Origin of the sequence: Maricaulis alexandrii (assembly GCF_005871165.1) — a bacterium.
Classification (GTDB): Bacteria; Pseudomonadota; Alphaproteobacteria; order Caulobacterales; family Maricaulaceae; genus Maricaulis; species Maricaulis alexandrii.
In genome coordinates this window covers 261630-287909 of sequence record NZ_SWKP01000009.1, presented here as the reverse complement: position 1 = coordinate 287909, position 26280 = coordinate 261630, and the positions used below count along the sequence as shown (strand labels likewise).

Annotated in this window: 28 protein-coding genes; 15 read left to right on the top strand and 13 right to left on the bottom strand. The window is 64.4% G+C overall.

Annotation, left to right across the window (positions count from 1 at the left end; all coding sequences use genetic code 11):
• Positions 1–48 precede the first annotated feature (48 nt).
• The 4 genes from FCS99_RS14290 to FCS99_RS14275 are packed head-to-tail and all read right to left on the bottom strand — an operon-like array spanning position 49 to position 3587.
• On the bottom strand, positions 49–1461 hold the full coding sequence (locus FCS99_RS14290) for an FAD-binding oxidoreductase (RefSeq protein WP_138513732.1): 1413 nt from the start codon (positions 1459–1461) through the stop codon (positions 49–51).
• Positions 1462–1467: 6 nt separating this feature from the next.
• Positions 1468–2409 (bottom strand): L-threonylcarbamoyladenylate synthase, encoded by a 942-nt coding sequence (locus tag FCS99_RS14285; protein WP_138513730.1) that lies wholly within the window; start codon positions 2407–2409, stop codon positions 1468–1470.
• Positions 2410–2459: 50 nt separating this feature from the next.
• Positions 2460–3002, bottom strand: a complete 543-nt coding sequence (locus FCS99_RS14280; protein ID WP_138513728.1) for a YceI family protein — start codon at positions 3000–3002, stop codon at positions 2460–2462.
• 3 nt (positions 3003–3005) lie between these two features.
• Positions 3006–3587, bottom strand: coding sequence for a cytochrome b (locus FCS99_RS14275; RefSeq protein ID WP_138513726.1), 582 nt, complete (start codon positions 3585–3587; stop codon positions 3006–3008).
• 194 nt (positions 3588–3781) lie between these two features.
• On the opposite strand from FCS99_RS14275, the gene FCS99_RS14270 reads away from it, so the two are divergent.
• Positions 3782–5533 carry an acyl-CoA dehydrogenase gene (locus FCS99_RS14270; protein ID WP_138513724.1) on the top strand — a complete coding sequence of 584 codons (1752 nt, stop codon included), beginning with the start codon at positions 3782–3784 and terminating at the stop codon, positions 5531–5533.
• Positions 5534–5545: 12 nt separating this feature from the next.
• Here the strand turns inward: FCS99_RS14270 and FCS99_RS14265 are convergent, their stop codons facing one another.
• Positions 5546–5929 (bottom strand): DUF4870 family protein, encoded by a 384-nt coding sequence (locus FCS99_RS14265; RefSeq protein ID WP_138513722.1) that lies wholly within the window; start codon positions 5927–5929, stop codon positions 5546–5548.
• A gap of 201 nt (positions 5930–6130) precedes the next feature.
• Between FCS99_RS14265 and FCS99_RS14260 the strand changes: the two genes are divergently transcribed.
• From FCS99_RS14260 to dxs, 12 genes are all read left to right on the top strand, one after another.
• Entirely contained in the window at positions 6131–6358 is a 228-nt protein-coding gene (locus tag FCS99_RS14260; protein WP_138513720.1) for a hypothetical protein, read from the top strand.
• Positions 6355–6675: a YbjQ family protein gene (locus tag FCS99_RS14255; protein WP_138513718.1), complete on the top strand. Its 321-nt coding sequence runs from the start codon at positions 6355–6357 to the stop codon at positions 6673–6675. Before FCS99_RS14260 ends, FCS99_RS14255 begins: the two co-directional genes overlap by 4 nt.
• On the top strand, positions 6672–7436 hold the full coding sequence (gene lepB, locus FCS99_RS14250) for a signal peptidase I (protein ID WP_138513716.1): 765 nt from the start codon (positions 6672–6674) through the stop codon (positions 7434–7436). Before FCS99_RS14255 ends, lepB (FCS99_RS14250) begins: the two co-directional genes overlap by 4 nt.
• Positions 7437–7450: 14 nt before the next feature.
• Positions 7451–8101 carry a signal peptidase I gene (gene lepB, locus FCS99_RS14245; RefSeq protein WP_138513714.1) on the top strand — a complete coding sequence of 217 codons (651 nt, stop codon included), beginning with the start codon at positions 7451–7453 and terminating at the stop codon, positions 8099–8101.
• 66 nt (positions 8102–8167) lie between these two features.
• Complete coding sequence (locus FCS99_RS14240; RefSeq protein ID WP_138513712.1) at positions 8168–9040, top strand: SDR family oxidoreductase; 873 nt, start codon at positions 8168–8170, stop codon at positions 9038–9040.
• 367 nt (positions 9041–9407) lie between these two features.
• Complete coding sequence (locus tag FCS99_RS14235; RefSeq protein WP_138513710.1) at positions 9408–9818, top strand: SET domain-containing protein; 411 nt, start codon at positions 9408–9410, stop codon at positions 9816–9818.
• A gap of 54 nt (positions 9819–9872) precedes the next feature.
• On the top strand, positions 9873–10805 hold the full coding sequence (locus FCS99_RS14230; RefSeq protein ID WP_138513708.1) for a histone deacetylase family protein: 933 nt from the start codon (positions 9873–9875) through the stop codon (positions 10803–10805).
• 89 nt (positions 10806–10894) lie between these two features.
• Positions 10895–11497 carry a histidine phosphatase family protein gene (locus FCS99_RS14225; protein ID WP_138513706.1) on the top strand — a complete coding sequence of 201 codons (603 nt, stop codon included), beginning with the start codon at positions 10895–10897 and terminating at the stop codon, positions 11495–11497.
• Positions 11498–11565: 68 nt separating this feature from the next.
• Positions 11566–11814, top strand: a complete 249-nt coding sequence (locus FCS99_RS14220; protein WP_138513702.1) for an exodeoxyribonuclease VII small subunit — start codon at positions 11566–11568, stop codon at positions 11812–11814.
• 3 nt (positions 11815–11817) lie between these two features.
• Positions 11818–12171 carry a tRNA-binding protein gene (locus FCS99_RS14215; protein WP_138513700.1) on the top strand — a complete coding sequence of 118 codons (354 nt, stop codon included), beginning with the start codon at positions 11818–11820 and terminating at the stop codon, positions 12169–12171.
• Positions 12172–12179: 8 nt separating this feature from the next.
• Positions 12180–13067 carry a polyprenyl synthetase family protein gene (locus FCS99_RS14210; RefSeq protein ID WP_138513698.1) on the top strand — a complete coding sequence of 296 codons (888 nt, stop codon included), beginning with the start codon at positions 12180–12182 and terminating at the stop codon, positions 13065–13067.
• A 14-nt stretch (positions 13068–13081) separates the two neighbouring features.
• Positions 13082–15028, top strand: a complete 1947-nt coding sequence (gene dxs / locus FCS99_RS14205) for a 1-deoxy-D-xylulose-5-phosphate synthase (protein WP_138513696.1) — start codon at positions 13082–13084, stop codon at positions 15026–15028.
• Here the strand turns inward: dxs and FCS99_RS14200 are convergent.
• The 3 genes from FCS99_RS14200 to FCS99_RS14190 form a co-directional block, all read right to left on the bottom strand.
• Positions 15025–16626, bottom strand: coding sequence for a hypothetical protein (locus tag FCS99_RS14200; protein ID WP_138513694.1), 1602 nt, complete (start codon positions 16624–16626; stop codon positions 15025–15027). The two genes, dxs and FCS99_RS14200, sit on opposite strands and share 4 nt — an antisense overlap.
• Before the next feature lie 78 nt (positions 16627–16704).
• Positions 16705–18105 carry a S41 family peptidase gene (locus FCS99_RS14195; RefSeq protein ID WP_171036394.1) on the bottom strand — a complete coding sequence of 467 codons (1401 nt, stop codon included), beginning with the start codon at positions 18103–18105 and terminating at the stop codon, positions 16705–16707.
• Between the two features lie 66 nt (positions 18106–18171).
• A complete protein-coding gene (locus tag FCS99_RS14190) occupies positions 18172–18753 on the bottom strand; it encodes a TetR/AcrR family transcriptional regulator (protein WP_138513690.1) in 582 nt (193 codons plus the stop codon).
• A gap of 21 nt (positions 18754–18774) precedes the next feature.
• Between FCS99_RS14190 and FCS99_RS14185 the strand changes: the two genes are divergently transcribed.
• Positions 18775–19542 carry a TlyA family RNA methyltransferase gene (locus FCS99_RS14185; protein ID WP_233352846.1) on the top strand — a complete coding sequence of 256 codons (768 nt, stop codon included), beginning with the start codon at positions 18775–18777 and terminating at the stop codon, positions 19540–19542.
• 16 nt (positions 19543–19558) lie between these two features.
• On the opposite strand, the gene FCS99_RS14180 is transcribed toward FCS99_RS14185, so the two are convergent.
• The 5 genes from FCS99_RS14180 to FCS99_RS14160 all read right to left on the bottom strand — a co-directional run bounded on the left by FCS99_RS14180 (position 19559) and on the right by FCS99_RS14160 (position 25469).
• Entirely contained in the window at positions 19559–20326 is a 768-nt protein-coding gene (locus tag FCS99_RS14180) for a hypothetical protein (RefSeq protein WP_138513688.1), read from the bottom strand.
• Positions 20327–20529: 203 nt separating this feature from the next.
• Positions 20530–21978 (bottom strand): hypothetical protein, encoded by a 1449-nt coding sequence (locus tag FCS99_RS14175; protein ID WP_138513687.1) that lies wholly within the window; start codon positions 21976–21978, stop codon positions 20530–20532.
• A 112-nt stretch (positions 21979–22090) separates the two neighbouring features.
• Entirely contained in the window at positions 22091–23401 is a 1311-nt protein-coding gene (locus FCS99_RS14170) for a tetratricopeptide repeat protein (RefSeq protein WP_138513685.1), read from the bottom strand.
• Positions 23402–23820: 419 nt separating this feature from the next.
• Positions 23821–24912, bottom strand: a complete 1092-nt coding sequence (gene aroC / locus FCS99_RS14165; RefSeq protein ID WP_138513683.1) for a chorismate synthase — start codon at positions 24910–24912, stop codon at positions 23821–23823.
• Between the two features lie 47 nt (positions 24913–24959).
• Entirely contained in the window at positions 24960–25469 is a 510-nt protein-coding gene (locus FCS99_RS14160) for a hypothetical protein (protein ID WP_138513681.1), read from the bottom strand.
• A 114-nt stretch (positions 25470–25583) separates the two neighbouring features.
• Between FCS99_RS14160 and pdxH the strand changes: the two genes are divergently transcribed.
• Complete coding sequence (pdxH, locus tag FCS99_RS14155) at positions 25584–26255, top strand: pyridoxamine 5'-phosphate oxidase (protein WP_138513680.1); 672 nt, start codon at positions 25584–25586, stop codon at positions 26253–26255.
• The last annotated feature ends 25 nt before the right edge of the window (positions 26256–26280 follow it).

Genomic DNA, 26280 nt, shown 5'->3' with positions numbered 1-26280 from the left:
GCCCAGCCGCTGAAATGATTTATGGTGGGGATAGAGGCGGTCTATGCCTCAGCCCAACAACACCCGCGGATTCATGATCCCCTTCGGGTCGAGCGCGGTCTTGATGGCGCGCATCACGGCGACGTCGACCGGTTTGCGGCCGGAGAGTTCTTCGCGTTTGAGGATGCCGATGCCGTGTTCGGCGGAGATGGATCCGCCATAACTGTCCACCAGGTCGTAGACGCGGGTCGAGATGGCCTTGGCCTGCTCGAGAATGTCGGCCCCGGCGGCGTCGCGAGTGGCGACGTTGAAATGGACATTGCCGTCGCCGACATGGCCAAAGGCGATGACGAGCGTGTTGTCGAACTCGGCTTCCACGGCCTGTGTGGCTTCGGCCATGAAGACCGGCATTTTGGAGACCGGGATGGAGATGTCGTGCTTGACCGCCTTGCCCTGGGCGCGTTCGGCTTCGGCGATGGTTTCGCGCAGGCGCCAGAAATCATGCATCTGGCTGTCATTTTCCGCGAGGGCGGCATCCTGGACGAGGCCGGCCTCGAAGCCGGCTTCCAGCGCCGCTTCCATGGTCTCGCGTGCGCCTTCGGGGCGGCCGAAACTCATCTCGCAGACGACATACCAGGGATGGGCCCCGCCCAGCGGATCGCGCGTATTGGGGACATGGTCGAGCACCAGTTCCAGCGCCATGCGCGGCATCAGCTCGAAGGCCGTCACGGCACCGCCGGAGACCTTCTTGGCCAGGCCGAGGAATTTCACCGCCTCGTCGGCGGAGTTGAGGCCGATGAAGGCCAGTTCCATCCGGCCCGGGCGCGGGAAGAGTTTCAGTGTGGCGGCGGTGATGATGCCCAGCGTGCCTTCGGCGCCGATCAGCAATTGCTTGAGATCATAGCCGGTATTGTCCTTCCGCAGGCCCGTCAGCCCGGTCCAGACCGTGCCGTCCGGTAGTACCGCTTCCAGGCCCAGGACCAGTTCGCGGGTCATGCCATAGCGCAGCACATGCACGCCGCCCGCATTGGTGGAGATCAGCCCGCCGATCATCGCCGAGCCCTGTGAGCCCAGGGAGAGCGGGAAGAGGCGGTCGACCTCTTCGGCCGTTTTCTGGAGGTTTTCCAGCACGCAGCCGGCCTCGACGGTCATCGAGTCATTGTCGACATCGATCTCGCGGACCTGGGTCATGCGCTTGAGCGTGATGAGGACTTCTCCCTGCGGGGTGGCGGCGCCGCACAGAGAGGTATTGCCGCCCTGGGGCGTGATCGCCACTCCGGCTTCGGCGCAGATTTTCACCGCGGCTGCCACCTCTTGCGTATTGGCCGGTTTCAGAAGGATGGGCGTGGCGCCTTGATAGCGGCCGCGCCAGTCGGCGACATGCGGTTCCAGCTCGTGCGGATCCTGGCTCCAGCCTTTCGGGCCGAGCGCATCCTTGAGGCGGTCGAGCAGATCGGCGGGCAGGGAAACGGGCACGGTCATGGCGTCTTAGTCCTTCGGGGCGGCCGCGCGTTGCAGCCGGTCATTGATTGCTTCACCCAAACCCCGTTCCGGGATGGGCGCAACCGCGATTGCGTCGGGATGGCGGGAATCGATCTCGCGCAGAGCAGCGAACAGGCGCGTGGCCGCCTCGGCCAGGTCACCGGTTTCGGACAGGTTGAGATCGCCGCCGATCTCGCCAAACCCGATCAGGAGTTCGCCGGGGCGTTTCTCCGTCGCGTTGAGGCGGACACGGGCGTCCGGCGCGTAGTGGCTTTTCAGCATGCCCGGGCTGGCCAGCGGCGCATCGGCATCGGGTCGGGCGAGGGGGCCGGTGATCGGTTCGATCTGGACACGGTCGAGGCCACCCGGGCGCAGCAGGATGGCGGTGTCGCCATCAATGGCCACCACGGTGGATTCCACCCCGACCGGACAGGCGCCACCATCCAGGATGAGATCGACCTTGTCGCCCAGGCCGTCCGCGACATGCCGGGCCGTGGTCGGACTGATCGAGCCGGACGGGTTGGCGCTGGGGGCAACCAGGGGCTTGCCGAATTCGGCCAGCAGGGCGCGGGCCGCCGGATGGGCCGGGGCGCGCAGGGCCAGGCTGTCCAGTCCGGCATTGGCGATGTCGGCAATCGCGGCGTCTGGCTTTTTCGGCAAGACGAGGGTCAGCGGACCGGGCCAGTAGGTGCCGGCCAGTTTGGCACCCAGCTCCGGCCATTCGGCGACGGTCTTCGCCATTTTCGGGCCGGTGACGTGGGCGATCAGCGGATTGAAGCTGGGACGGCCCTTGGCGGCATAGAGCCGGGCGACCGCGTCGGCATTGGCGGCATCGGCCGCCAGGCCGTAGACCGTCTCGGTCGGCATGGCGACGAGACCGCCGCGCCGCAGGATGTCGGCGGCTTCGGTAATGGCCTCGGCAGTGGCGGGTTTGATCGGCGCACTCATGGGCCGTCAGCTAGGCCTGTCTGCGCAGGCTTGCAAGCCTGCAGGTCCGATTATTCCGCGGCGTCCGCCTCGATATGCAGGATGAGCGTGACCTCATTGGCGGCCGACCCCCAGCTGGATGAGCCGACCCCGTAATCGGCGCGGGCCAGCGTGTAGCGGCCGTCAGCCACAGCGCGGCCCCCGGAGATGTCGAGCGTGAAGGGCAGGACGATCTCCTGGCTGGACCCGGCCATGGTCAGCACGCCATGGGCTTCATACCCCTCATCCGTCGCGCGGATATCTTCGGATGTGAAGGTCGCGGCTTCGTGCTCGACCGGGTTGAGACCGGAACTGGACAGCATGGACTGGTCCATCTGCGTATTGCCCGTCGATCCGCTGCCGGTCAGGACGCGGGCCTCGATGCGGGCGGCCTCCAGGTCGTCCCGGTTCAGCGTGATGTCGGCCGACCAGTCCGGGAATTCGCCGCTGACCGTCGCGCCGGAGACAGTGGTCTCGAAACCGACCGAGCTCGTCTCCGCATCAACGGTCCAGTCCTGCGCAAAGGCGGGGGACGCGACCAGGAGCGGGGCAAAGGCAAAAACGCGACGCAACATGACTTATCCTTTCAGGAAGGGCAGGGGGATCATCCGGCCGAGCAGACCATCCTTGTCCAGGAATTGGTGTTTCAGCGCGGCGCCCGCATGCAGCACCCACAGGATAAGGATCGGCCAGCCGCCCGCTCCATGTATGGAGCCGGACACGTCGTGCAAGCCTTCGCTCTGCGGCACGGGCAGGCGCGGCATTGGCACGTCGGGATTGTTGAACAGGAAAGAGGGCAACTCCCAGGCCGAAGCAGATATCCAGCCCATGATCGGCATGCCGATCATGATGACATAGAAGGCCCAGTGCACGGCGTGGGCGGCCATTTTCTCCCAGGGCTTCATCCCGTCCGGCATGCCCGGTGTCTTGTGGGTCAGGCGCCAAGCAAGGCGGGCCAGCGACAGGAGGAGGATCAGGAGGCCGATCGTCTTGTGCCAGTTATAGGCCTGCTGAACTTGCTCGCCAGAGACTAAGCCCTCTCGCCAGCCATGGCTCAGGTCTTCCATGTACCAGCCGAAGAACACCATGCCGATCAGCAAGGCGGCGATGATCCAGTGCAGAATGATGGCAATGCTTGTGTAGCGCGGCGTGTCGGTCATGGCGGTCCCTCTCGCAAAGCCGCTCCGGCGGCTTGTTACACAAGGTATGCACCCTGTGGCCGCGTCCGAAAAGCCACAGCTTGTCGCAGGTTGGAGAAAACACTGTTTCCGGATTCGCATCATCCGGACGAAACGCTATGTTCCGCGCAGACAAGAAAAAGCACAGAACCCCAAAACCTGATCGGAGGTCGAGCATGACTTATCGCGCACCCGTGGACGAAATGCGCTTCACGCTGGAAGAAGTCGCGGCCGTGGAAGGCCTGAAAGCGACCGGTGCCTTTGCCGATTTCTCTGCGGATCTGACCGCCGCCATCCTCGATGAAGCCGCCAAGCTGGCGGAGAATGTGCTCGCCCCGCTCAATCGTGTCGGCGATGCCGAGCACTGCAAGCTGGAGGGTGAGGTCGTCACCACGCCGACCGGGTTCAAGGATGCCTATGCCCAATTCGTCGAAGGTGGCTGGCAGGGCCTGCAATTCCCGGCCGAGCTGGGCGGGATGGGCCTGCCGCGGGCGCTCGGCGTGGCCGTGCTGGAAATGATCCAGGGTTCCAACCTGGCCTTCGGCCTGGGGCCCATGCTGACCTATGGCGGCATCGAGGCGCTGATCGAGCACGGTTCGGACGAGCAGAAGGAGATGTATCTCTCCAAGCTCCTGACCGGGGAATGGTCGGCGACGATGAATCTGACCGAGCCGCAGGCCGGGTCCGATGTCGGTGCGCTACGCACCAAGGCCGAGCCCAATGATGATGGCAGCTGGGCCGTGTCCGGCCAGAAGATCTACATCACCTGGGGTGAGCATGACTGCGCCGAGAACATCATCCATCTCGTCCTGGCCCGCACGCCGAACTCGCCGCCGGGTACGAAGGGGATCTCGCTCTTCCTGGTGCCGAAAATCCTGCCGGATGGCAGCCGCAATGATCTGCGCGCCATTGGTGTTGAGCACAAGCTGGGCATTCACGGCTCGCCGACCTGTACGATGGAATACACCAATGCGACCGGCTGGCTGATCGGCGAAGAGAACGCCGGCATGCGCTGCATGTTCACAATGATGAACTCGGCGCGTCTCAATGTCGGTGTCCAGGGCGTCGGCATTGCCGAGCGGGCCTATCAGCAAGCGCTGGATTATGCCCGCGAGCGCAAGCAGGGCATGGCGTTGGACGTCGACGGTCCGGCCCCGCACGCCATCATCCACCATCCCGATATCAAGCGGACCCTGGCCGGGATGCGTGCCCGTATCGCCGCGGCGCGCGCCATTTGTGTGTCCTGCGCTGTTGCGGCCGATCTGGCCCACTATTCCGAGGATGCCGATGAGAAGGCCGCCTTCAAACGGCGTGAGGATCTGCTGACGCCGATCGCCAAGGCCTGGTCCACCGATATCGGGGTCGAGGTCGCCTCCGCCGGCATCCAGGTGCATGGTGGGATGGGCTATATCGAGGAAACCGGTGCTGCCCAGCATCTGCGCGATGCCCGGATCACGCCGATCTATGAAGGCACGAATGCGATCCAGGCCATCGACCTGGTCGGCCGCAAGCTGAACATGGCCGGTGGCGCGGCCTTCGACGAATTGTTCGATGATATCGAGCAGACGATCGAGGCCTGTGACACCTCATCCCATCCGGATCTGCCGCCGCTGGGCGAGCGCCTGCGTGACAGTCTGGAATCCATGCGTGAGGCGGTCGACTGGCTGAAAGAGGCCGACATGCAGGATCGTCTGGCCGGGGCCACGCCCTTCCAGACGCTGGCCGGTGAGACCGTGGGCGGTTGGTTGCTCTGCGTCGGGGCCGTGGCGGCCCGCCGCCGTCAGAAAGAGGAAATCGGCGATCCGGCCTTCGCAGCCGAGCGCATCGCGCTGGCCAATTTCTTCGCGGAATCGGTAATGACGCTGGCGCCGTCGCGCGTCGATGACATCACGATGGGGTCGGAAATGATCGCGGATGTGGGCTTCTGATCCGTCGACGGATCAGACCCACATGCCGTGCGGATCGGGCTGGCCGCGTCCGTCGATGACGCGGATCAGCCCCATCACGGACCGCACCGCCATCCAGATCCAGACCAGGGCCAGGCCCAGCAGGCCGAGCGGTGCCAGGACCACCGTCACCATCAGCACGGAACAGGCCACGACGCCGACCAGCGCCGCCCAGAAACTCTTGATCTGGTAGGTATAGTGGGATTGCAGCCAGTGCGGCGCCGCATCGCGGCGGGCATAGGCGATGATCACGGCGATCAGGCTGGACACGCCGATGATATTGCCGACCAGGAACAGGACATAGTTCAGGCCGGTCAGCCATTTGTCGTCGCGGTCAGCCGTCGGGGCGGGGTTGGGTTCGTAGATCGTGTCACTCATGATGATCGCAATCTGCCGGCCGATCATGGCGAAATGGGGACCAAAGAAAGGGGATTGCGCGCCCCTTGGTCCCGTTCCGCGTCCTGCGGCGGTGATGCCACGCTTGTCTGAAAATGCTGTCATGATGCGGGCGAAGCCTTGGTTGCGTTCCCGTTTCGCCGTATGCCGGTTTTGCGGCTTGCCGCTTTGAGGAGAGTCCGGATGACATTGGCACGCCTGTGGGATGTTCTGGGCCCGGTGCTTTTGCTGCTGGGTTTGGCCGGGTATGCGGTACTGGTCGGGCTGGGATGGTTTGCAGACTGGTATCTGCCCTATCCGGCCACCTATGTCTGGGCCTGGCCCCTGCTCCTGTCGGGTTTCGGGTTGGCCATCATGTATCTGCGGGCGCCGGCACACCGCGTGTCGTTCGCGGACGGGGAGGAAGAATGAGCCTGATCGTTTCCATGGCGGACACCATTCCGGGCCGCGAGATCGACAGCGTTGTGGGCATAGCCCGGGGCAATGTCGTGCGGGCCCGCTTTTTCGGGCGTGATTTCATCGCCGGCCTGCGCAATCTCGTCGGCGGCGAAGTGCCCGAATATACGGACCTGCTCGCCGAATCCCGCGAAACCGCCCTCGACCGCATGTGCAAGCATGCCGAGGAGATGGGCGCGGACGCGATCGTGACCGTGCGCCTGTCGACCTCCTCCGTGATGGAAGGCGCAGCGGAAATCCTGGCCTATGGAACGGCGGTGAAACTGAAATGAATCCCCTGATGAAGCGTCTGGCGGGGCGTGCTGCCGGTGAAATTGTTGAAACAGTCCGTTTTCTCGGCGGTGTGCTGGCGGTCTGGCTGGGCCTGGTGACCTTCGGGTTCGCCGCCTTCCACATTCCGTCCGAAAGCATGCAGCCCTCGCTGGAAGTCGGTGACCGGGTCGCCGTGTCCAAATGGGCCTATGGCTATTCCGTGCACTCCCTGCCGCTGGGGATCGGCTACATCCTGCCGGAAGGCTGGAATGGACGCCTGGCCTGGCACAATCCGCAGCGCGGCGATGTCGTCGTGTTCCGCGATGAGCGCCAGTCGCCGCCGCGCAATCTCATCAAGCGCGTGATCGGTGTCGAAGGCGATGTCGTGGAAGTGCGCGAGGGCCGCCTCTACCTGAATGGCGAGGCCGTGCCGCGCGAGTTCGACGAGATCCGTACCTATCGCGAACACCCGTCGGGCCTGCCGGTCACCGTGACCCACTATAATGAAGTCCTTCCGAATGGCCGCGAGCACTCGATCTACGAACAGCGCGACAATGCCCCGCTCGACAATTACGGCCCCGTGACCGTGCGTCCGGGCACCGTCTTCGTCATGGGCGATAACCGCGACGCCTCCAGCGACAGCCGCCACCCGGAGGGTCCGGGCCTGGTGCCGCTGGAGAATGTCGTCGGCCGTGCCGAGACCGTGCTCTTCACCTTCGAACGCTGCCGCCGCGAGGAAGGCCTTTACTGTCCGCGCGGTCGCGTCTGGCGCGGGCTGTAGGTCCGGATATTGCCATGCGGGTCTGGTTGATTATCGGCGCTGCCTTGACGGCCAGTGTCGCGGGGGTCGGCTTTTTGAGCGCCAATGGCGTCTACGTTTTCCTTTCCGATACCATGCGTCCCTCGTATGAACAGGGCCAGCAGGTTTCGGTGGACAAGTTCGCCTATGGCATCACGGCGCAGGGATTGGCCTTCAATCTTGGTTCCATCCTCGGCGACCGCCGCCAGCCTTTGTGGGCTCGGGCCCAGCCGCAACGCGGTGATGTGGTCGTCTATACCTACCGCAGTACGATCGGCCGCACCGTGACCAAATTGGGCCGGGTTGTCGCTATAGCGGGTGACAGGATCGAAATGGTGGATGGCCGCTTGATCCTGGATGGCGTGGCGGTACCCACAAGATCCCTCGGCGGCGAGACCTATACGCCTTATCATTTTCCTCGACCCGTCACGGCGGAGCGCCTGGAAGAAAGCCTGCCTGGAGCTGAGCCTTATTCCGTTTACGACAGCCGACCCCATAGCCTCGTCGACCAGTACGGCCCCACCACGGTTCCGTCCGGCCATGTCTTCATTCTCGGCGATAACCGGGATGAAAGCGTGGACAGCCGGGTGCGGGGTGGGCCGGGCATGGTACCACTCGGTTATGTGATTGGCCGGGTCCGGCAGTAGACCTCTGGCCGCCTGCATCCGCGCGCACTAGTCTCTCCCCATAACAATCACACGGGGAGAACGGTCGTGAGTCTCAAGGGCAAAACCATTTTCATCACCGGCGCCAGCCGCGGGATCGGCTTGGCCATCGGTCAGCGCTGCGCGCGTGATGGCGCCAATATCGTCATCGCGGCCAAGTCCGACCAGCCGGATCCGCGTCTGGAAGGCACGATCCATACCGCTGCGGAAAGCATTGAGGCGGCGGGTGGCCAGGCCCTCGCCGTGAAATGCGATATCCGCGACGAAGCGGCGGTGGAAGCGGCCGTTGAGGCCGCGGTTGACCGGTTCGGCGGCATTGATGCCGTGATCAACAATGCCTCTGCCATCTTCCCGCGCGGCACGGCGGATGTGCCGATGAAGCGCTATGACCTCATGCACCAGGTCAATGGCCGCGGCACCTTCCTGACCACGCAGAAATGCCTGCCGCACCTGATGAAGGCGGAAAACCCGCACATCATCGCCCTGGCGCCGCCGCTGGACATGCGCGGCATGTGGTTCGGCCCGCACGTCGCCTACACCTCCGCCAAATACCAGATGAGCCTGTGCATTCTGGGCTGGGGCGAGGAGTTCAAGGGCAAGATCGCCGCCAATGCGATCTGGCCGCGCACCGCCGTCGCCACCGCCGCGATCTCGAACGTGCTGGCCGGCGAGGAGGCGATGAAGAATTGCCGCAAGCCGGAAATCCTCGCGGACACGGCCTACAAGGTCCTGCTGAAGCCGGCCTCGGAGTTCACCGGCAATTTCCTGATCGATGACAGCTTCCTCTGGGATGAGGGCGAGCGCGATCTGGACCAGTATTCCTATGATCCGGATATCGAGCTTCTGCCGGACTTCTTCGTGCCGGAAGAACCGCCGGCCCCGCCGGGCGTGAAGATCATGAATCTGGCTCCGGAACACTGAGTTCGACAGGTATTCCGACAAAAATCCTCACGGTGGGACGCGGAGCGTGATCTGCGTCACACCGTGAATGGGATTCACCGCTAATGTCCGCTCCGACAGCGCCAAAACGCGAGGGGCAGGACATGAAAACGCGGTCGGGATCAGGGTGGTTCAGTGTGGTGGTGATTGCCGGTCTGGCCGTGGCCTTTGCCATTGCCTGGATCCGCGGCGGCTCGCCCTACGGATTTTGAACCCCAACGCATAAAATCCCGCTTGCGCTTTTTGAGAATTCGCCAATATGGACAGTGGAGCGTCGCACTCTGTGGTCGGGCATCCCGCCACATGATCCTCGCCGTCCGTCGACGCGGCCGGCTGGAGTGTCCGGCCCATGCTTCTGGTCGAAACCTATCTCTCTCCCAGCCCGCTCGAAGGGCTGGGTGTCTTCGCGTCGCAGTTCATTCCCAAGGGCCAGAAACTCTGGCAGCTTGATCCGGCGGTCGACATTCTCCTGTCGCCGCTTCAGGTCGCGGAACGCCCCGAAGTCTATCAGGGCTTCATCCGGCGTTATGCCTATTTTGATCGCACGCTGGGTGCCTATCTCCTCGATGGCGACCATGCCCGCTTCCTCAATCATTGCGACACGCCTAATCTGGACTTCTCCGCCGCTGACGGCAGCGGTGTGGCCGCGCGCGACATCCAGGCGGATGAGGAAATCCTCTGCGACTACAGGCAGTTCATGGAAGATGTCGTGCTTCTGCCCGCCCGTTCGAACGGATTGGCCGCCCATCTTCCTGCCTGACCGGCGCAGAATTGGGGCTGGGCAAGGCGGGGTGTTTTGACGACACTGGTGCGCATGAAAACGACGATTGTCGACAGCCCCGCCAGCCTCGAACACCGCCTGCCCGACGGGCATCCCGAACATGCCGGCCGCTATACCGCCGTGCGGGAAGCGCTGGAGGGCGTACCGGTCTCGCAATGGCTGACCGCCGAACAGGCCCCGGTGGAGGCGCTGGCCCGATTTCACACGGTGGACCATGTCGACCGGGTTCTCTCGGCCTGCGCCGAAGCGGGCGAGGAAAACTGGGTCGCCCTGGACGCCGATACGCTGGTGCGAGGCCCCTCGGCCCGCGCCGCGCTGAGCGGGGTTGGCGGTGCCCTGATGGCGGTCGATGGCGCGGTGGAAGACGGGGAGGGCGCCTGGTTCGTCCTGGCCCGCCCGCCCGGTCATCATGCCGAGCCGGACCAGGCCATGGGCTTTTGCCTGTTCAACCAGATCGCCGTCGCTGCCAAGCATGCGCTGGACGTGCACGGCCTGCCCTCGGTCGCCATCGTCGACATCGATGTCCATCACGGCAATGGCACGCAATGCCTGGCCGAGGCCGATGAGCGCGTCCACTTCATCTCCCTGCACCAGGCCCCGCTCTATCCGGGGACCGGCAGTGCGGGGGAGACGGGCCTCAATGGCAATGTCGTCAACATTCCGCTGCCCGAAGGCACGGACAGCGAGTCCTGGCGCCGGGCCTTCGAGGCGGAGGTCATCCCGGCGCTGCGCCGGGCCGAGCCGGCCCTGGTCCTGGTCTCGGCCGGTTTCGACGCGCACGCGGATGATCCGCTGGCCGGTTTTCGCCTGACAGACGAGGATTACGCCTGGGCCGCGACACAACTGGCTGGCATTGCCCGGGAATTTGCGTTTTCTCGTCTTGTTTCCGTACTGGAGGGCGGATACGACTGCCCGGCTCTGGCCCGCTCGGCCTGCGCCTTCGTGCAGGCCCTCCACGACGCCTGAGTTTTGACAGACCCTTTTGGCCGGCAGCGACGGGGCGCTCCAGTCGATACCGCCCGCCCCCAAGCGAGTTGACCCGTTCCGCCCACATCATGACTGCGTCTTCCTCCGATATCGCCCCGACCCGGCCCGGCAGCATCACGATTGCCCGGCACGGGAAGCCGGATGCCAATCGGGAAGCCTGGCTGGACTGGCGGGGCTATGAGGACTGGTGGGACAATACCTACCAGCCGGCCAGCCTGGCGGAGGGTCAGAGCGCGCCGGATGCGCTGGTCGAAGCCGCTGCGGCCTCCCACACCGTGTTCGCCTCCACGCTCCAGCGCGCCATCGAGACGGCTAAGGCCGTGGCGCCGCAGCGGGATCTGGTGATCGATCCGGTTTTCGTGGAAGCCGAACTGCCGCCGCCGGCCCTGCCGGGCAAGTTCATGGCCAAGACCTGGGGCGTGTTTGCCCGCTGTTCCTGGTGGATGGGCCATGCCCGCGGACGCGAGTCCCGTCCCGAGGCCGAAGCCCGCGCCGGGGCCGCCGTCGACCGCCTCATCGAGGCGGCTGCAGCCGGACCGGTTGTCTTGTGCGCGCATGGCTGGTTCAACCGCATGATGCGGCCGCATCTGCGCAGCCGGGATTGGGTCTGTGTCCGCGATGGCGGCGATACCTACTGGTCCTGGCGGCGGTATGAATACCGGCCGGAATAAACCGGATGCCGGGCCATTGCCGCGCCTGATTCCGCTTTCTATGCTGCCGCACTGACAAGGAGCCGACCATGTCCGAAACCCCCAATGCCGATATTGCCAGCCTGAGCTTCGAACAGGCCGCGGCCGAGCTCGAACGCATCGTGCAGCAACTCGAATCGGGGGAAGTCGAACTGGAGCGCTCGATCGAGATCTATGAGCGCGGTGCCGCCCTGCGAGCCCATTGCGAGGCCAAGCTGAAAACGGCCGAGCTCAAGGTCGAGAAGATCGTGAAGGGTGAGGATGGCCAGCCGGCGACGGAGCCGGCCGGGCTGGACTGATCCATGTCCTCCGAAACCACGCCACCGGCCAGTATCGAGGACTTCCTGAAACTGGATATCCGCGTCGGTACGGTCACCCGCGCCGAACCCTTTCCGGAAGCCCGCAAGCCGGCGATCAAGCTGTGGGTGGATATGGGTGAGGAATTGGGTGTCAAAAAGAGTTCCGCCCAGATCACCGTGCATTACAAACCCGAGGAGCTGATCGGTCGCCAGGTCATGGCCGTGGTGAATTTTCCGCCGCGCCAGATCGGACCGGTCAAATCGGAAATCCTAGTCCTCGGCGTCTCCGACGCGGCGGGCGATATCATTTTGCTGGCGCCGGACCAAAGCGCCCCCAACGGCTCACGGATGCATTAGGCTCGCTCATGGATTCCTTCGAACAGCGCCTGAACGAAGCAGCGGACCGTGTCACGGTAGCCCTGGATGCGCTTCTGCCGCGCGCGGAAGGTCCCGAGGCCCATCTCAATTCCGCCATGCGCTATGCGGCGCTGGGTCCGGGCAAGCGGCTGCGTCCCTTCCTGGCCGTGGAGGCCGGCAAGCTGGTCGGCGCCGATGATCGCGGCGTGCTGCGGGCCAGTTGTGCGCTGGAATGCATCCATGCCTATTCGCTGATCCATGACGATCTGCCCTGCATGGATGATGACGACATGCGCCGCGGCCGGCCCACCGTCCACAAGGCCTATGACGAAGCGACGGCTGTGCTGGCCGGTGACGCGCTGCAATCGGTCGCCTACGAAATCCTCGCCCATCCCGACACGCACCAGCGCGGCAGTGTCCGCGCCCGCCTGGTTGAGCGCCTGTCGCGGGCCTCGGGGCCCTACGGCATGGTCGGCGGGCAGATGATCGACATTCGCGCCGAGACCGAACAGTTCGACATTTCCGTCGTCACCCGCATGCACCGCATGAAGACGGGCGCGCTGATCTCCTACGCGGTAGAATTGTGCACCATCCTGCGCGAGGTGGAAGATCATGTCCGCCGTGCGCTGGAAGGGTTTGCGCACGATCTCGGCTTGGCCTATCAGATCACGGACGACCTTCTGGACGCGACAGGCGACCAGGATGAAATGGGCAAGGCCGCCGGCAAGGATGCCGGTCAAGGAAAAGCCACCTTTGTCACCATTCTGGGGGTCGAGGGTGCCAAGGAGCGTTCGGGGCATTTGGCCGCACAGGCCAAGGAACACCTTGATCCGTTCGGTGCCCGTGCAGATGTTCTACGAGAGGCCGTCGACTTCATCGTCGCCCGGCGCTCCTGAAAGGCGGGACCCTGATGACAGAGAAGACCCCGGCACTCGGCAAGACCCCGGCTCTGGACCGCATCCAAACCCCGGCCGATCTGCGCAATCTGAGCGTGGAACAGCTGCGCGATGTCGCAGACCAGCTGCGGGCGGAAACGATCGATGCCGTGTCGGTGACGGGCGGGCATCTGGGCGCCGGCCTCGGCGTGGTCGAGCTGACCACGGCCTTGCACCATGTCTTCGACACGCCGCGCGACACGCTGATCTGGGATGTCGGCCACCAGTGCTATCCGCACAAGATCCTGACCGGTCGCCGCGACCGGATCCGCACCCTGCGCCAGGGCGGCGGCCTGTCCGGTTTTACCAAGCGCGCCGAGAGCGAATATGACCCGTTCGGTGCCGCGCACGCCTCCACCTCGATTTCCGCCGGGCTCGGCTTTGCCGTGTCGCGGGATCTGAAGGGTGAGGACGACCGCAATGTGATCGCCGTGATCGGCGACGGCTCCATGTCCGCCGGCATGGCTTATGAGGCGATGAACAATGCCGGCCATATCGGTGGCCGCCTGATCGTCATCCTCAATGACAATGACATGTCCATCGCCCCGCCTGTCGGCGCGATGAGCCATTATTTCGCCCGTCTGGTGTCCTCGCAGGGCTATCGCAGCCTGCGCAAGCTGGGCAAGGGCGTGGCCAAGGCGCTGCGCGTCGAGGAAGCCGCGCGCCGGGCCGAGGAATACATGCGCGGCATGGCCATGGGGGGCACGCTCTTCGAAGAGATGGGCTTCCGCTATGTCGGCCCGATCGACGGCCATGATCTCGACCAACTCGTCCCGGTCCTGCGCAATGTGCGTGACGGGGATAATGGCCCGGTCCTGATCCATGTCGTGACGCAGAAGGGCAAGGGCTATGCCCCGGCCGAAGCTGCCGACGACAAGTATCACGGCGTGGCCAAGTTCAATGTCGTCACCGGCGAGCAGCAGAAATCCAAGGGCGGCCCGCCGTCCTACACCAAGGTGTTCGCCCAGCAGCTGATCCGCGAGGCGGAAGGCGATGAGCGCGTGGTCGGCATCACCGCCGCCATGCCGGGCGGGACGGGCATGGACCTGTTCGCCGAACGCTTCCCGGATCGCATGTTCGATGTCGGCATTGCCGAACAGCATGCCGTCACCTTCGCGGCCGGTCTGGCCGCGGACGGGATGAAGCCCTTCGCGGCAATCTATTCCACCTTCCTGCAGCGCGGTTATGACCAGGTCGTCCACGATGTGGCGATCCAGAACCTGCCTGTGCGCTTTGCCATCGACCGGGCCGGTCTGGTCGGGGCCGATGGTTGCACCCATGCCGGGTCCTTCGATCTGGGCTTCATGGGCCAGCTTCCGGGCATGGTGATGATGGCGGCTGCCGACGAGGTCGAGCTGGCGCGCATGGTCGCGACGGCGACGCAGATCGATGACCGCCCGTCCGCCTTCCGCTATCCGCGCGGCAATGGCACCGGCATCGAGATGCCCGATGTGATCGAGCCGCTGGAAATCGGCAAGGGCCGGATCGTCCGCGAAGGCTCGCGCATCGCCATTCTCTCCCTGGGCACGCGCCTGGGTGAAAGCCTCAAGGCTGCCGACGCGCTGGCCGCGCAGGGCTTCTCCACCACGGTGGCCGATGCCCGCTTCGCCAAACCGCTCGATACCGACCTCATCGCCCGCCTGGCGCGGGAGCATGAAGTCCTGATCACGGTGGAAGAGGGCGCCCAGGGCGGCTTCGGCGGTTTCGTCCTGCACTGGCTGGCCGATGCCGGCCTGCTGGATCGCGGCCTCAAGGTTCGCACCCTGACCCTGCCGGACATCTTCCAGGACCAGGACACGCCGTACAACATGTATGAAGAAGCCGGCCTCAATGCCCGCCACATCGCTGCCAAGGCGCTGGAAGCCATGGGCCAGGACGAGGCGGCGGCCGAGCGGATCGCAGCGGCCCTGGCGGCCGGCTAGGGCTTCGCGCCCTTCACCAATTCCGTGAGATCCTGGACCGGCGTGCTGACCTGGCGGAAATCGACATGGTCGGCTGCCAGCGCCGTGGCCAGCTGGGCCACGTCCGCAGGCCGGACCGTTCCCGCCAGCAAGCCTGACTTGGCCAGAACCAGCGTCTCCGCCCGCGCATTGAAGAAGCTCGCCAGGCGCAGATTGTACCGGTAGAGCGCACCGATCGAGGAGAGCAGGAAGAGGATCAGCGCGATGGCGCCGGCCTGCAGGGCCAGGCCCCGGTAAAGATCGATCTCACCGGTTCCGTTGGACACCCGGAAGGCATCCGTACAGGCCGTCACAATCGCCGCGTCCGGCGTTTCGCCGGCGCAATTGCTGAGGAAATTGCCGAAGGTGATGAAAGGGCGGTCCGTGTCGAAACTGCCATCCGTCTGCAGCAAGGTCTCATAGGCATTCGCCATGCGCGCCATCCAGCCGGCCTCGGCGTGGTAGGCGGCGAGTTCCGGATCATCCCGGGTCCAGTCGGGCAGTGCATCCAGCGCGGCCTGGTATTGGGCGAAGGTCTGCACCCCGGCAAAGCGCTCGCTATGATCGGTGATGACCAGCGCGCCGGTGCCGAACTCCTCCCGGAAGGCGATGCGGCCATTCTCAAGGGGGAAGGCCACGGAAAAGCGGAAGGAGGCGCTGGTGTCGGGCATATGAACCTCGATCGGACGCGCCCCCGCTTGCGCCCCCAGAATGAACAGTTCTCCACTGCCGCCGTATACATAGAGCTCACCGGAGGCGAGGCCGGCAATGTCGCTGACAAAGCCCTCCATCACATGGCGAAGCGTCCACGCTTGGCTCGCGGCCGTCCAGACATGGATCTCGTTCTTGTCGTTGACCGCAACAATGTCTCCGTTGGGCAGAAAGTGCGACAGGCTCCACTGAGTATTGGTCCGTGTCGTCGGGATGTCCGGTTCGTAGTCGATGCGCCCCAGCGTATCAGGCGAAATCTGGTACAGGTTGGAAAAGCCGCTGCTGGCCAGGACGATACCGTCAGGGCCGAGCGACAGCGCCTCGACATAGAGCAGCGGGGAAAGCTGCGACCAGCTTGCCCCGGCATCGAAGGAGATGGACTCATAACCGTATTCCTGGACGAGCAGGACATCTCCGGCCCGGTAGAGGCGGATGTCAGCGACGTCCACATCATCGATCCAGGGCAGGGCGTCACCGGATTGCTCGATCAGCGCCGTCAGGGCTGAACGTGGGGCCTCGCCAATTCTCCGCGGGTTTTGCAGCCGGTTCGTCACATCTGGGGGAAGATCGCTCTGGTACTCAGCAACCCACACATCGCCCGTCAGGCGTTCGGTCTGCGTTTCGAAATGCGTGTTCAGTCGGGCTTGCTGGGTATTGATCCGGTTGGTGAGGATCGGCGCATTGCGTTCTCCCACGAAGGTGCCAATCGATAGGATTGCCGTGACGCCGAGGATCAGGACGAAGGCCAGGAGCAGGAAATAGCCGATGACCTGTGACCAGCGCGCCCGTGTTTTCAGGCGATCGATGACCGCATCAATATCGGCCTCGGCCGTGGGTTTGATCCCGGGTTCACTGTCCGATTGCGCCACATGATCCCCCGACGGCTCTGGTCGGAGATTATTATAGGGCCTTGTTTCGGGGTATCAATTTAAAGCTGTGAGGCGCGGTCAATTCCCCATCATCCGCGCCGCCACCTCCCGCACCGCTGCGCCATGTGACGCGACCGGATCAGCCGGATCGAACACGGTCACCGGCCAGTCCGGCGCCAGGCCTTCGCCCTCATGGACCGTCCCGTCCGCATCCGCGAAAATCTCATTGGCCAGTTCGACATACCAGCCATTGGGCAGGGGTTTGGCGAGCGGGGTGGAGAAGGCGCCGCGCGTGGTCTGGCCGGCCTGGGTGACGTTGGGCAATTGGCGCAGCATCAGTGTCGTGATCTCGCCGGCCGACACGGTGACATCACTGGTCAGCACGGTCACGGGGCCGGTATAGCGCACGCCGTCCGCGGGCTCGATCCGGTAGGTGATGTCGGGATCGGCGCTCCAGTCGGTGCGGACGGAATAGCCGTCGAAGGCTTCATCGGTGAAATGGCTGGCAATGGCGCGCGTGACGGCGTCATAGCCGCCGCGATTATTGGACAGGTCCAGGATCACCCCGTCCAGGTCTGCAAATTCGGTGAGGGCCTCGTCGAGCATGGCGTGAAGGGCAGCCAGCTCGCCCGCCGCCCATTCCGGCGTGCCCGGCTCCAGCGCATGGTCGAAACCGCCCATGGTGAAGATCTGGATATAGCCGATCCGTCCGTCGATCGTGCCGGTGATCACCCGGTCATTGAGGATATGGCGGGCGCCAGGGTCGAGGACCTCATTCATCAGCCCGTCAATGATCCCGACCAGCCAGGTCATCTCGCCCATCCCGTCATGAACCGATGCGAGGGTCTCGCCGAGCCCGTACTGGGCGCGGTGGCGTTCCCCCCCGATCTCGGCAATCAACTTGGTATGGCTGTCGCCCAGCGGCTCGATCATGGCGGCCAGAAGGGCGAAGAAGTCGGCATCCGTCTCCACCGCCGCCAGTTCCGCCCGGGCCCTTTCGACCTGGGCGTTCCAGTCGACGCCGCGCCGCTCAAAAAAGGCATAATGCTGCGCAAACACCGAGGCGAAGACGTCCAGTGTCCCGGCACGGTCGGTCAGGTCGGTCGCGCCGCATTCCGCCGGCAGGGAGTCCAGTTGCCGGAAAATCGTATGACCATCGCTGGGCAAGTATTCGAACTGGGCCCGGTCCGGACCCGTCGGCGTAAAAAAACGGTATTCCACCTGGCTCATCAGGGTCGGCCCGTCCTGGGCGGTGCGATAGCAGCCTGCCGGTGTGTCCTGCCAGCGCGTGATCCCGGTCTCGTTGATCTCCAGGATCCAGCCATAATCCGCATTGCGCCAGACGCCCTGCGCGGCGGGCAGGATGCCGGTTTCCGTACGGATGGTCTGGGTGTGGGCGGCCGTGTGGTCCGGTTCGCAGGCCGACAGGGCCAGGGCGGCCATCAGGCAAAGCGGGGCAGTGAGGGGCAGTCGGGACACGGGCAACTCCAAAAAATGACTGCGGTCATCTTTAGTCAGTTTTCTGCCCGGCATCAAGGTCCGGTATCAAGGCCCGGTGTAACCGGCGAGACGGCACAGGGCGCGCAGGCGTGCCGCCAGCGTTTCATCCAGCCTGTCAGCTTGACCGGTCACCAGGGCTTCGCGGATGGAGCCGGTCACGAGGGTCACGGCGAGATCAGCCAACTCGGCGGCGTTCACCGGCCGCTCGAAGCTGGAGGCGGTGGCCAGTTCGGTCATCCGGTTGAGCAGCGCGACATCCATCTCCCGTTCGACCGCTTGGATGGAAGGCGTGGTCGGCGCCTGTTCCGACTTGGCAGTCCACATATGCGGCGAGGCGGCGGCGCCTCGCACGCTTTCGCGCGCCAGGGCCAGCCATTGGTCCGGCAGGGCAGGCGTGTCGGAGAGGTCCATCTCGAGACCGCCACGCATGGCCTCGCGATACCAGTCGGCCAGAAGATCGGCCTTGCCGGGGAAGTGATTGAAAAAGGTGCCCTTGGCGACCCCGGCCACGGTGACAATCTGGTCGACGCTCACCGCATCATACCCGTCGCGCTCGATCAGCTGCACGGCGGCCTCGTAAAGGGCTTTGCGAACCGCGCGCTTTTTGCTTTCTCTCTTGCCAGTCATGCCGCCAGTATGGAGCGGTTGATGACTTCAGTCACTTTTCACGGACAGGCCATGCGCGCCGATCGCTATCTCGTCGACCACGGACATTTCGAAACCCGGGCCAAGGCCCAGGAGGCGATCGCGGCCGGCAAGGTGGTGGTGAATGGCCAGGTCCTGACCAAGCCCTCGCAGAAAATCTCCGACGGGGCCGAGGTGAAGGCCGAGCCGGCCCATCCCTGGGTGTCGCGGGCGGCGCTCAAGCTTGTCGCGGCGCTGGATGAATTCGGGATCGATCCGGCGGGTCGGGTTTGTCTGGATGTGGGATCCTCGACCGGCGGCTTCACCCAGGTCCTGCTGGCGCGCGGAGCGAGGCAGGTCTATGCGGTCGATGTCGGCCGCGACCAGTTGCACGCCTCGCTTCAGGCGGATGCGCGCGTGGTTTCGATGGAAGGCACGGATGCGCGGTCATTGGCGGCGGACATGTTCTGCGAACCGCCCTCGCTCATCGTCTGCGATGCCAGCTTCATCTCATTGCTGAAACTCTTGCCGCCCGTCCTGCCGCTGAGTGCGGCGAGGAGCGATCTGATCGCGCTCATCAAACCCCAGTTCGAGGTCGGCAAGGCCTTGATCGGCAAGGGCGGTCTGGTGAAGAGCGACAGCGACCGGATGCGGGCCGTCGAGGCCGTACGGGCCGGGTTCGAGGCGCTCGAAGGGGTCTCGGTACGATCAGTCATGGACAGTCCAATAACGGGCGGTGACGGCAATAAGGAATACCTTATGGCCGCCACCCGGTGTTTCCAACCGATCTAAACGTGCAAGGGACGAATCAGTTCCCGTATGTGTCCGCCGGGCGCCAGATTCCGTCACTTCCCTGACACATATAGACCTGGTCGGTGAAAGCCTCGCCATAGGCATCCAGACGGCGCGTCTGGGACCATTGGCACTGGCCGGTCGTGGAAGCGGACGTGGTATAGACCCGGGCCTCGGCCCGATCCTGGGAGCCGCCCAGAAGCTCGCCGGAGGAGCCGTAATCCTCATAGCGGTAATTGCCACCACCGCCATTGTCGTCGGCATAGTAGTATTCGTCGGAATAACCGTCCGAATACCCGTCATCATAATAGCTGTCCTGATAGCCATAGCCCGACGGCTTGCCGGCATAGGGATCGCGGCTGTCGCGATAGCGCTGCTGGCCGCAATCCCCGCCACCGGCAATCCCGGCCCCGATCACGGCGCCGACACCGGCCCCGGCAATCGTGCCGACTTCCTCGGCATTGCCGCGGTCACGGTGCTGGTAGCGGCGGTCATAGCGCGAATAATGGCGGCCACGGTCTTCCCAGCGGGCGCGGCGGTCCCAGCGGTCGGGACGGCCATGGCGGTTGTTATTGCTATCATCGGCCAGCTCATTGCCGATCACGGCGCCCAGAAGACCACCAATGATCGCGCCGGTGACCTGGCGGTTCTGGCGGGCATTCTCGCATTCCTGATAGGACTGGGCCTGGCGGGATTGCGCCTGGTAGGACTGGGCTTGGGCCAGCGTCGGAACGGTCACGGTCAGGGCCGAGGCGGCGAGCAGGGCTTGGGTCAGCAGTTTCATGTCTACCTCCAACAAGGATACGGGCGCTTTTGTCCCGGTGTTGATGCCACACTCGCACGGGCCGGATGAGCCCAGCATGAACAGCTTCCTGAAAACTTCGCAAGAAACAGGCCGGTCGGAGCCGGGTCGGCAGCCGCCATGAAGAAGGGGGCGGATGTCACCATCCGCCCCCTTCGCGATCCTTCGGACAGGCCGGGGCCTGCCTATTGGCGGCGCGCCACCTGCCAGTCGCCATAGGCGTCGCGGCACATGCGCACACGGTCGTAATTATACGTGCCGTCGGGCATGTAGACTTCCGCATCGCCCCAGCGGCACTCCACGCCGGCATTGTAATAGGTCTCGCGGATCACGATGGCGCCGCGGACCCCGGAATACGGGTTGGCCCAGTAATAGGGCTGGCCGTATTCGAAGGCGTAATTCATGGCGTAGTGATACTGGGCCCGGTCACACTGGTCGAAGCGTTCCAGGCTGGAGCCCAGGACCGCACCGAACCCTGCACCGACCAGGATGCCCGCACCGACATTGTCGTCACTGGCGGCATAACCCCCGACCAGAGCGCCCAGCAGGGCCCCGACCACGGCCCCGTCACCATTCCCGTTATAGCGGCACAGACCGTCATAATAGGCGAAGTTCCGGGTGTTGTAGCCGTGATTGTAATAGGTGCGGTGATAGCGCCAGCGGCTCGACGGACCCCAATGGCCGTAATAGCGGCTATTGTTCCAGCCATGGTTCATGTGGCGGATCCAGCGCAATTGCTGCTGGCGGCGGGCCCGGTCGCGATAGAAGGCGCGGCGGCGTTCCGCATATTCCCAGCGGCGGCGGTCATGATGCGCGCCCGGCCGGCGACCCGGACCGCGGTCCCAGCGGTCACGGCGGCGGTCCCGGTCATAGCGGCCATCGCGGTCGCGGCGGTGGCCATACCGTCCATCACGGTCGCCCCGGTGACCGAAGCGCTGATCCCGGTCGCGGCGGCGATCAAACCGATTGTCCCGGTCTCTGCGACGGTCAAACCGGTCACCGCGATCACCCCGGCGGTCGAAACGATTATCCCGGTCCGGACGGCGGTTCACATCACGGTCAGGCCGGCGGTTGGGATTGCGCACGCCGTCACCGCGCGGTCCCCGGTTCGGATTGCGGACACCGTCACCGCGCGGTCCCCGATTGGGATTGCGCACACCATCCCCGCGCGGACCGCGGTTGGGGTTACGCACATCCCGGCGCGGATCGCGGCTCGGGGTCCGGTTCGTCACATCCCGGCGAGCCGGTCGTTCGGTGCGTTCGACCGGCCGCATGACAGGTCGGCGATCCCCGCGCCCGCTTTGCTCGCGCGGCGCGATGGCCCGGTCCGTATTGCGTGGATTGCGGTTTTGTGTGCGGGCGAAATCGCCGCGATTGCCCCGGTTGCCGCGACTGTCCGCCGTCCGGCGATGTTCGCGCTGGGGACGGGCATCGCCACGTCCCTGGCGCCCGGCTCCGCGCCCGCTTTCGCGCCGCGGCCCGCGATCACCCCGCGCGCCCCGGTCACCGCGATCGCCACGTTCGGCACCACGATCCTGCCGCTGCGCCTCGGCCGGCGCCACATCCAGAAGGGCAGGGGTAAGAAGAAGGGCCGCGATCGCCGCGCCCATGAGACGGATTTTGCGTGGTGTCATCGGACACGCCTCCGGGTCTACGCCGGGACACACCCGGCCAGTTAACCCTAAGCTAAGTTTTCCCGGATGAGCCCAACATGAACGGCTCAGTCATGTTGGGGGAACACCGAGATCAGTCAGATGCTGCCAGACGCCTGGCCTCTTCCAGATATTGTCGGTCCGGCTCCGCCAAGACGCCCTCCCGATCCAGAGATTCCATCAAGTCCAAAGCTGATTGGGCATGGGCCGGTGACGAGTTCAATTCCAGCTTCGCGGCACGCAAATGAAGAATCCAGACGTCGCGGCGCGGATCAGGATCTGCACTGGCTTCACGAACGCGCTGTTCAGCCTTTTCCAGGGCGCTTTGGTAGGTGTCATATGCGGATTGAGTGTCGCCCATCGCCGCCAGACGATCCCCTTCATAGGCTTGCGCCCATATTGCCGCGTTGGAATGAGATTGGGTGAAGATTTCGCCTTGGACGTGGTCTGAGACAAAGGCGTCAAACCCGGCCTGGTTTGGATTTTCTGCGTAAATGCGGGCCATTCTGAGCACAATCGCTTGATAGCTGGGTGTGACGCCAGGATAAGCCGGGTCTCTCTCCCAGATGCTCTTCAGCAGGTCGAGTGCCAGATCGTAAGCGGCCAGTGCAGATTGAAGATTGCCGGTATCCCCATGCAGGTCTCCGATGCGCCATTGAGCGCTGGACTGATCCCAACGCGCCTGGAGAGCCGTGTTGGAATTGAGTCCGGCTCCGTATGTTTCGAATGCCTCTTCAAAGCTTGCGAGGGCTTCCTCCGGTCGTTCCAGGCTGGCAAGAATTTTCCCGATATCGCTTTGTGCCACCGCTACCAGTCTGACCCGCTCGGGCGGCAATCGCATCGCGTTCGCCTCTCCAAAGTTGAATGAAATGAGGTCTCGGCGTTGTTCAAGCGAGGTCTGCGCGTAGTCCAGCGCTTCTTCCAGCCGGCCTAGTTGGTAAAGCGCCCGGGAAATATTCAAGGTTCCGACGGCGGCATCTTCCGCCAGCCGCCCTGTTTCACGGCGTTCATCCTGAAGTGATTGCACGATTGAAAGGCTCTCACGAAAATGAACCAACGCCGCTTCATGGTCGCCCTGTTGCTGCGCCAGTTTCCCAGCCTCATTCAGCAGGATAAAATGATCGACCGGGTTGTCGTCAGGCAGGCGTTCAAAGGCGCGCTGAATATGCCGAGACGCGTTTTCGGTGTCCTCGCGGCGCATCAGGTGCCGGGCCAGAAAGATGTCAGCCCAAGGATCCGAAACTGGCACGGCTGCGGCCCGTCTCAGCGCCGCTTCCGAACGCTCAGTGTCGCCGTAGAAAAGCGCTTCACCCCTGGCCACAAAGAATTGGTAGTAGAGGCGGGGGGCCGCAAACAAACCGACGCCGACGAGCAAGGTCACGACGATCAACAACGTACGCATCATTCCTACCCATGGGGATGTGGGCGCGATGCCGGGCGCAGGTGTCTCCCGGCACCTGTTTCGCAAAGCGCGCCAATAATGGTCGACCTCACAACACGCGGCAATTGCATTGCTTGCAGTTTTTCAGCGTAAAGTTAGGGGCGGGAGAAGAATTGCGTTCGAAAATCCAATCACCACTTTCCCCGGACGAAGTTCCGGGGCCGCCCGACCGCATTCTCAAGCGATGAGTCTTCGGCAGGTCCCGGACAGCGCTGCGCGCTTCCGGGAAAAATGAGGTTGGGCTTTCAGACATCTAATTCTCCGTCATCCGACGGTGCCCGCAGGGCATCCGGGGGACCTGAGCTCCCCCGTCGACTGGATGAGTGAGGTCCCCCGGACAAGCCGGGGGATGACGGTGGAGATGTCGATAAAAAGTTCGCCGCCTAAAACGCCGACTGCCCCGCATGGCGGAGTTTGTGATCCGCCAGAACCAGCGCTGCCATCGCCTCACCCACCGGAACGGCGCGGATACCGACACACGGATCATGGCGGCCCCGGGTTTCGATCGTGGTTTCCTCGAAATCGCGGTTGAGGGTGCGGCGTTCGATGCGGATGGAGGAGGTGGGCTTCACGGCAAAACGGATCACCAGGTCCTGGCCGGTGGAAATGCCGCCCAGCACGCCGCCATTGAAGTTGGACTGGAAGATGGGGCCGTCCTGGCTCATGCGCATTTCGTCGGCGGCATCCTCGCCGCGCATGGCGGCAGAGCCGAAGCCGGCGCCGATCTCGACGCCTTTCACGGCATTGATCGTCATCATGGCCATGGCCAGATCACTGTCCAGCTTGCCATAGACGGGCGCGCCCCAGCCGGCCGGCACGCCGGACACAACGACTTCGACAATCGCACCGGTGGAGGAGCCGTCCTTGCGCAGGGCGTCCATGTCGGCTTCCCACAGGGCGGCGGTTTCCGCATCGGGACAGAAGAAGGGGTTCTCGCTGACCGCATCCCAGTCCCAGCGCTCGCGATTGATCGCGCGTTCGCCGACCTGAACCAGGGCGGCGCGGATGGAGATGCCATCGCCCAGCACCTTGCGGGCAATCCCGCCGGCGGCGACGCGCATGGCGGTCTCGCGGGCCGAGGAGCGGCCGCCGCCACGATAATCGCGGACGCCGTATTTCATGTCATAGGTGTAGTCCGCATGGCCGGGCCGCCACTTGTCGCGGATATCGCCATAATCCTTCGAGCGCGCATCGACATTCTCGATCATCAGGCTGATCGGCGTGCCGGTGGTGATCGGACCGCCGGTGCGGTCATCCTCGAATGTGCCGGACAGGATGCGGACCTGGTCGGTTTCCTGGCGCGGCGTGACATGGCGGCTCGTACCCGGACGGCGCAGATCCAGCCAGGGCTGGAGGTCGGCCTCGGTCAGGGGAATGCCGGCCGGGCAGCCGTCGACAACGGCGCCGATGGCCGGTCCATGGCTTTCGCCCCAGGTGGTGACCCGGAAAAGGTGTCCGAACGAATTGTGAGACATGTGGAACCCGCGTGTTTTGCTCACACTAGACGCGGAATTTCGCCCCGTTAAGCGGCCGACTGCGCTTTGCGGATCCAACGGGCCAGGCGGGCATGGGCCGAAGGGCGGGAATATTCATGGATGAAGGCATCCAGATCGGCACTGTCCAGAAGCGGTGCGGCCGGGCGGTCCGGCACGGGGTTGCTGGCCGTGATCCGGATCGTGATGGCGATGTCAGGCTCTCCGACCGCGTGAATGATCTCGCCTTCCAGCACACCGGCGGGAATGCGCACCAGGAGCGGGCGATCGCCATGGCGAACGGTTCGGGTGAGACCGGCGGCGGCCTGCTCGGCAGTGATTTCCAGATCCAGACCGGTCGGACCGACCGCCTTGATCAATTCCATCGCGGCGACGATTCTGGCCAGCTGTGTCAGGGTTTCCGGCGTCGGTTCGGTGACATCGGGATGCAAGGTTTTGACCCGCGCGCGGAAGGCCGATTTGGCCGCAACAGGACCGTCACCCGGCACAAGGCCGAGCGCCTCATAGGCGTCCCGCAAACTCGTAACACGCGATGTCATGCCGGGAATCTAGCGCGAGAAGATTCCCGAAAGGTTGACGGACTGCGGGAAAACTTGACCCGGCGCATCAGGCGCTTAACTAGGCGGGGAGTGCTGCAGGAGGCCCGCAATCTGATGTCCAAGAAGGATGATCTCATCCCGCCCTCGCCGGATGCCGAGGCCTATGCCAAGACGTCCGAGGCGAATGCCGCGGAAATCTTTGACCGCGAGGACCCCTTCAACCTGTTCGCCGACTGGCTCTCCGATGCCAAGCGCAAGGAGCCGAATGATCCCAATGCGATGGCGCTGGCGACGGCGGATGAAAACGGATTGCCGGATGTGCGCATGGTGCTCCTGAAAGAGGTCGATGCGCGCGGCTTCGTCTTCTACACCAATCTGGAAAGCGCCAAGGGCCGCCAGCTGGCGGAGAATAGTCAGGCGGCCCTGTGCTTCCACTGGAAGAGCCTGCGGCGTCAGGTGCGCGTACGCGGGCCGGTCGAGGCGGTCAGCGAAGAGGAGGCGAATGCCTATTTCGCCTCGCGTCACCGCGACAGCCGGATCGGGGCCTGGGCGTCCAAACAGTCCCGTCCGCTGGAGAGCCGGTTCGCGCTGGAGAAGTCCGTCGCGAAAGAGGCCGCCCGCTTCGGTCTGGGTGAAGTTCCGCGTCCGCCACACTGGTCCGGTTTCCGGATTTGTCCGCTCTCGATCGAGTTCTGGCGCGACCGTCCCTTCCGGCTGCACGACAGAATGTCCTTCCTGCGGCCCGATTTGGGGTCGCCATGGGGTGTCGAGCGGTTGTATCCTTAGGGGCAAGCCAACCGGGGGGCGGCAC

Excerpts from the sequence above, each read along its gene's own strand:
- FCS99_RS14290 (WP_138513732.1), bottom strand. The coding sequence starts at position 1,461 with ATGACCGTGCCCGTTTCCCTGCCCGCCGATCTGCTCGACCGCCTCAAG.
- FCS99_RS14285 (WP_138513730.1), bottom strand. The coding sequence starts at position 2,409 with ATGAGTGCGCCGATCAAACCCGCCACTGCCGAGGCCATTACCGAAGCC.
- FCS99_RS14280 (WP_138513728.1), bottom strand. The coding sequence starts at position 3,002 with ATGTTGCGTCGCGTTTTTGCCTTTGCCCCGCTCCTGGTCGCGTCCCCC.
- FCS99_RS14275 (WP_138513726.1), bottom strand. The coding sequence starts at position 3,587 with ATGACCGACACGCCGCGCTACACAAGCATTGCCATCATTCTGCACTGG.
- FCS99_RS14270 (WP_138513724.1), top strand. The coding sequence starts at position 3,782 with ATGACTTATCGCGCACCCGTGGACGAAATGCGCTTCACGCTGGAAGAA.
- FCS99_RS14265 (WP_138513722.1), bottom strand. The coding sequence starts at position 5,929 with ATGAGTGACACGATCTACGAACCCAACCCCGCCCCGACGGCTGACCGC.
- FCS99_RS14260 (WP_138513720.1), top strand. The coding sequence starts at position 6,131 with ATGACATTGGCACGCCTGTGGGATGTTCTGGGCCCGGTGCTTTTGCTG.
- FCS99_RS14255 (WP_138513718.1), top strand. The coding sequence starts at position 6,355 with ATGAGCCTGATCGTTTCCATGGCGGACACCATTCCGGGCCGCGAGATC.
- lepB (WP_138513716.1), top strand. The coding sequence starts at position 6,672 with ATGAATCCCCTGATGAAGCGTCTGGCGGGGCGTGCTGCCGGTGAAATT.
- lepB (WP_138513714.1), top strand. The coding sequence starts at position 7,451 with ATGCGGGTCTGGTTGATTATCGGCGCTGCCTTGACGGCCAGTGTCGCG.
- FCS99_RS14235 (WP_138513710.1), top strand. The coding sequence starts at position 9,408 with ATGCTTCTGGTCGAAACCTATCTCTCTCCCAGCCCGCTCGAAGGGCTG.
- FCS99_RS14230 (WP_138513708.1), top strand. The coding sequence starts at position 9,873 with ATGAAAACGACGATTGTCGACAGCCCCGCCAGCCTCGAACACCGCCTG.
- FCS99_RS14225 (WP_138513706.1), top strand. The coding sequence starts at position 10,895 with ATGACTGCGTCTTCCTCCGATATCGCCCCGACCCGGCCCGGCAGCATC.
- FCS99_RS14220 (WP_138513702.1), top strand. The coding sequence starts at position 11,566 with ATGTCCGAAACCCCCAATGCCGATATTGCCAGCCTGAGCTTCGAACAG.
- FCS99_RS14215 (WP_138513700.1), top strand. The coding sequence starts at position 11,818 with ATGTCCTCCGAAACCACGCCACCGGCCAGTATCGAGGACTTCCTGAAA.
- FCS99_RS14210 (WP_138513698.1), top strand. The coding sequence starts at position 12,180 with ATGGATTCCTTCGAACAGCGCCTGAACGAAGCAGCGGACCGTGTCACG.
- dxs (WP_138513696.1), top strand. The coding sequence starts at position 13,082 with ATGACAGAGAAGACCCCGGCACTCGGCAAGACCCCGGCTCTGGACCGC.
- FCS99_RS14190 (WP_138513690.1), bottom strand. The coding sequence starts at position 18,753 with ATGACTGGCAAGAGAGAAAGCAAAAAGCGCGCGGTTCGCAAAGCCCTT.
- FCS99_RS14185 (WP_233352846.1), top strand. The coding sequence starts at position 18,775 with ATGACTTCAGTCACTTTTCACGGACAGGCCATGCGCGCCGATCGCTAT.
- FCS99_RS14180 (WP_138513688.1), bottom strand. The coding sequence starts at position 20,326 with ATGAAACTGCTGACCCAAGCCCTGCTCGCCGCCTCGGCCCTGACCGTG.
- FCS99_RS14175 (WP_138513687.1), bottom strand. The coding sequence starts at position 21,978 with ATGACACCACGCAAAATCCGTCTCATGGGCGCGGCGATCGCGGCCCTT.
- FCS99_RS14170 (WP_138513685.1), bottom strand. The coding sequence starts at position 23,401 with ATGATGCGTACGTTGTTGATCGTCGTGACCTTGCTCGTCGGCGTCGGT.
- aroC (WP_138513683.1), bottom strand. The coding sequence starts at position 24,912 with ATGTCTCACAATTCGTTCGGACACCTTTTCCGGGTCACCACCTGGGGC.
- FCS99_RS14160 (WP_138513681.1), bottom strand. The coding sequence starts at position 25,469 with ATGACATCGCGTGTTACGAGTTTGCGGGACGCCTATGAGGCGCTCGGC.
- pdxH (WP_138513680.1), top strand. The coding sequence starts at position 25,584 with ATGTCCAAGAAGGATGATCTCATCCCGCCCTCGCCGGATGCCGAGGCC.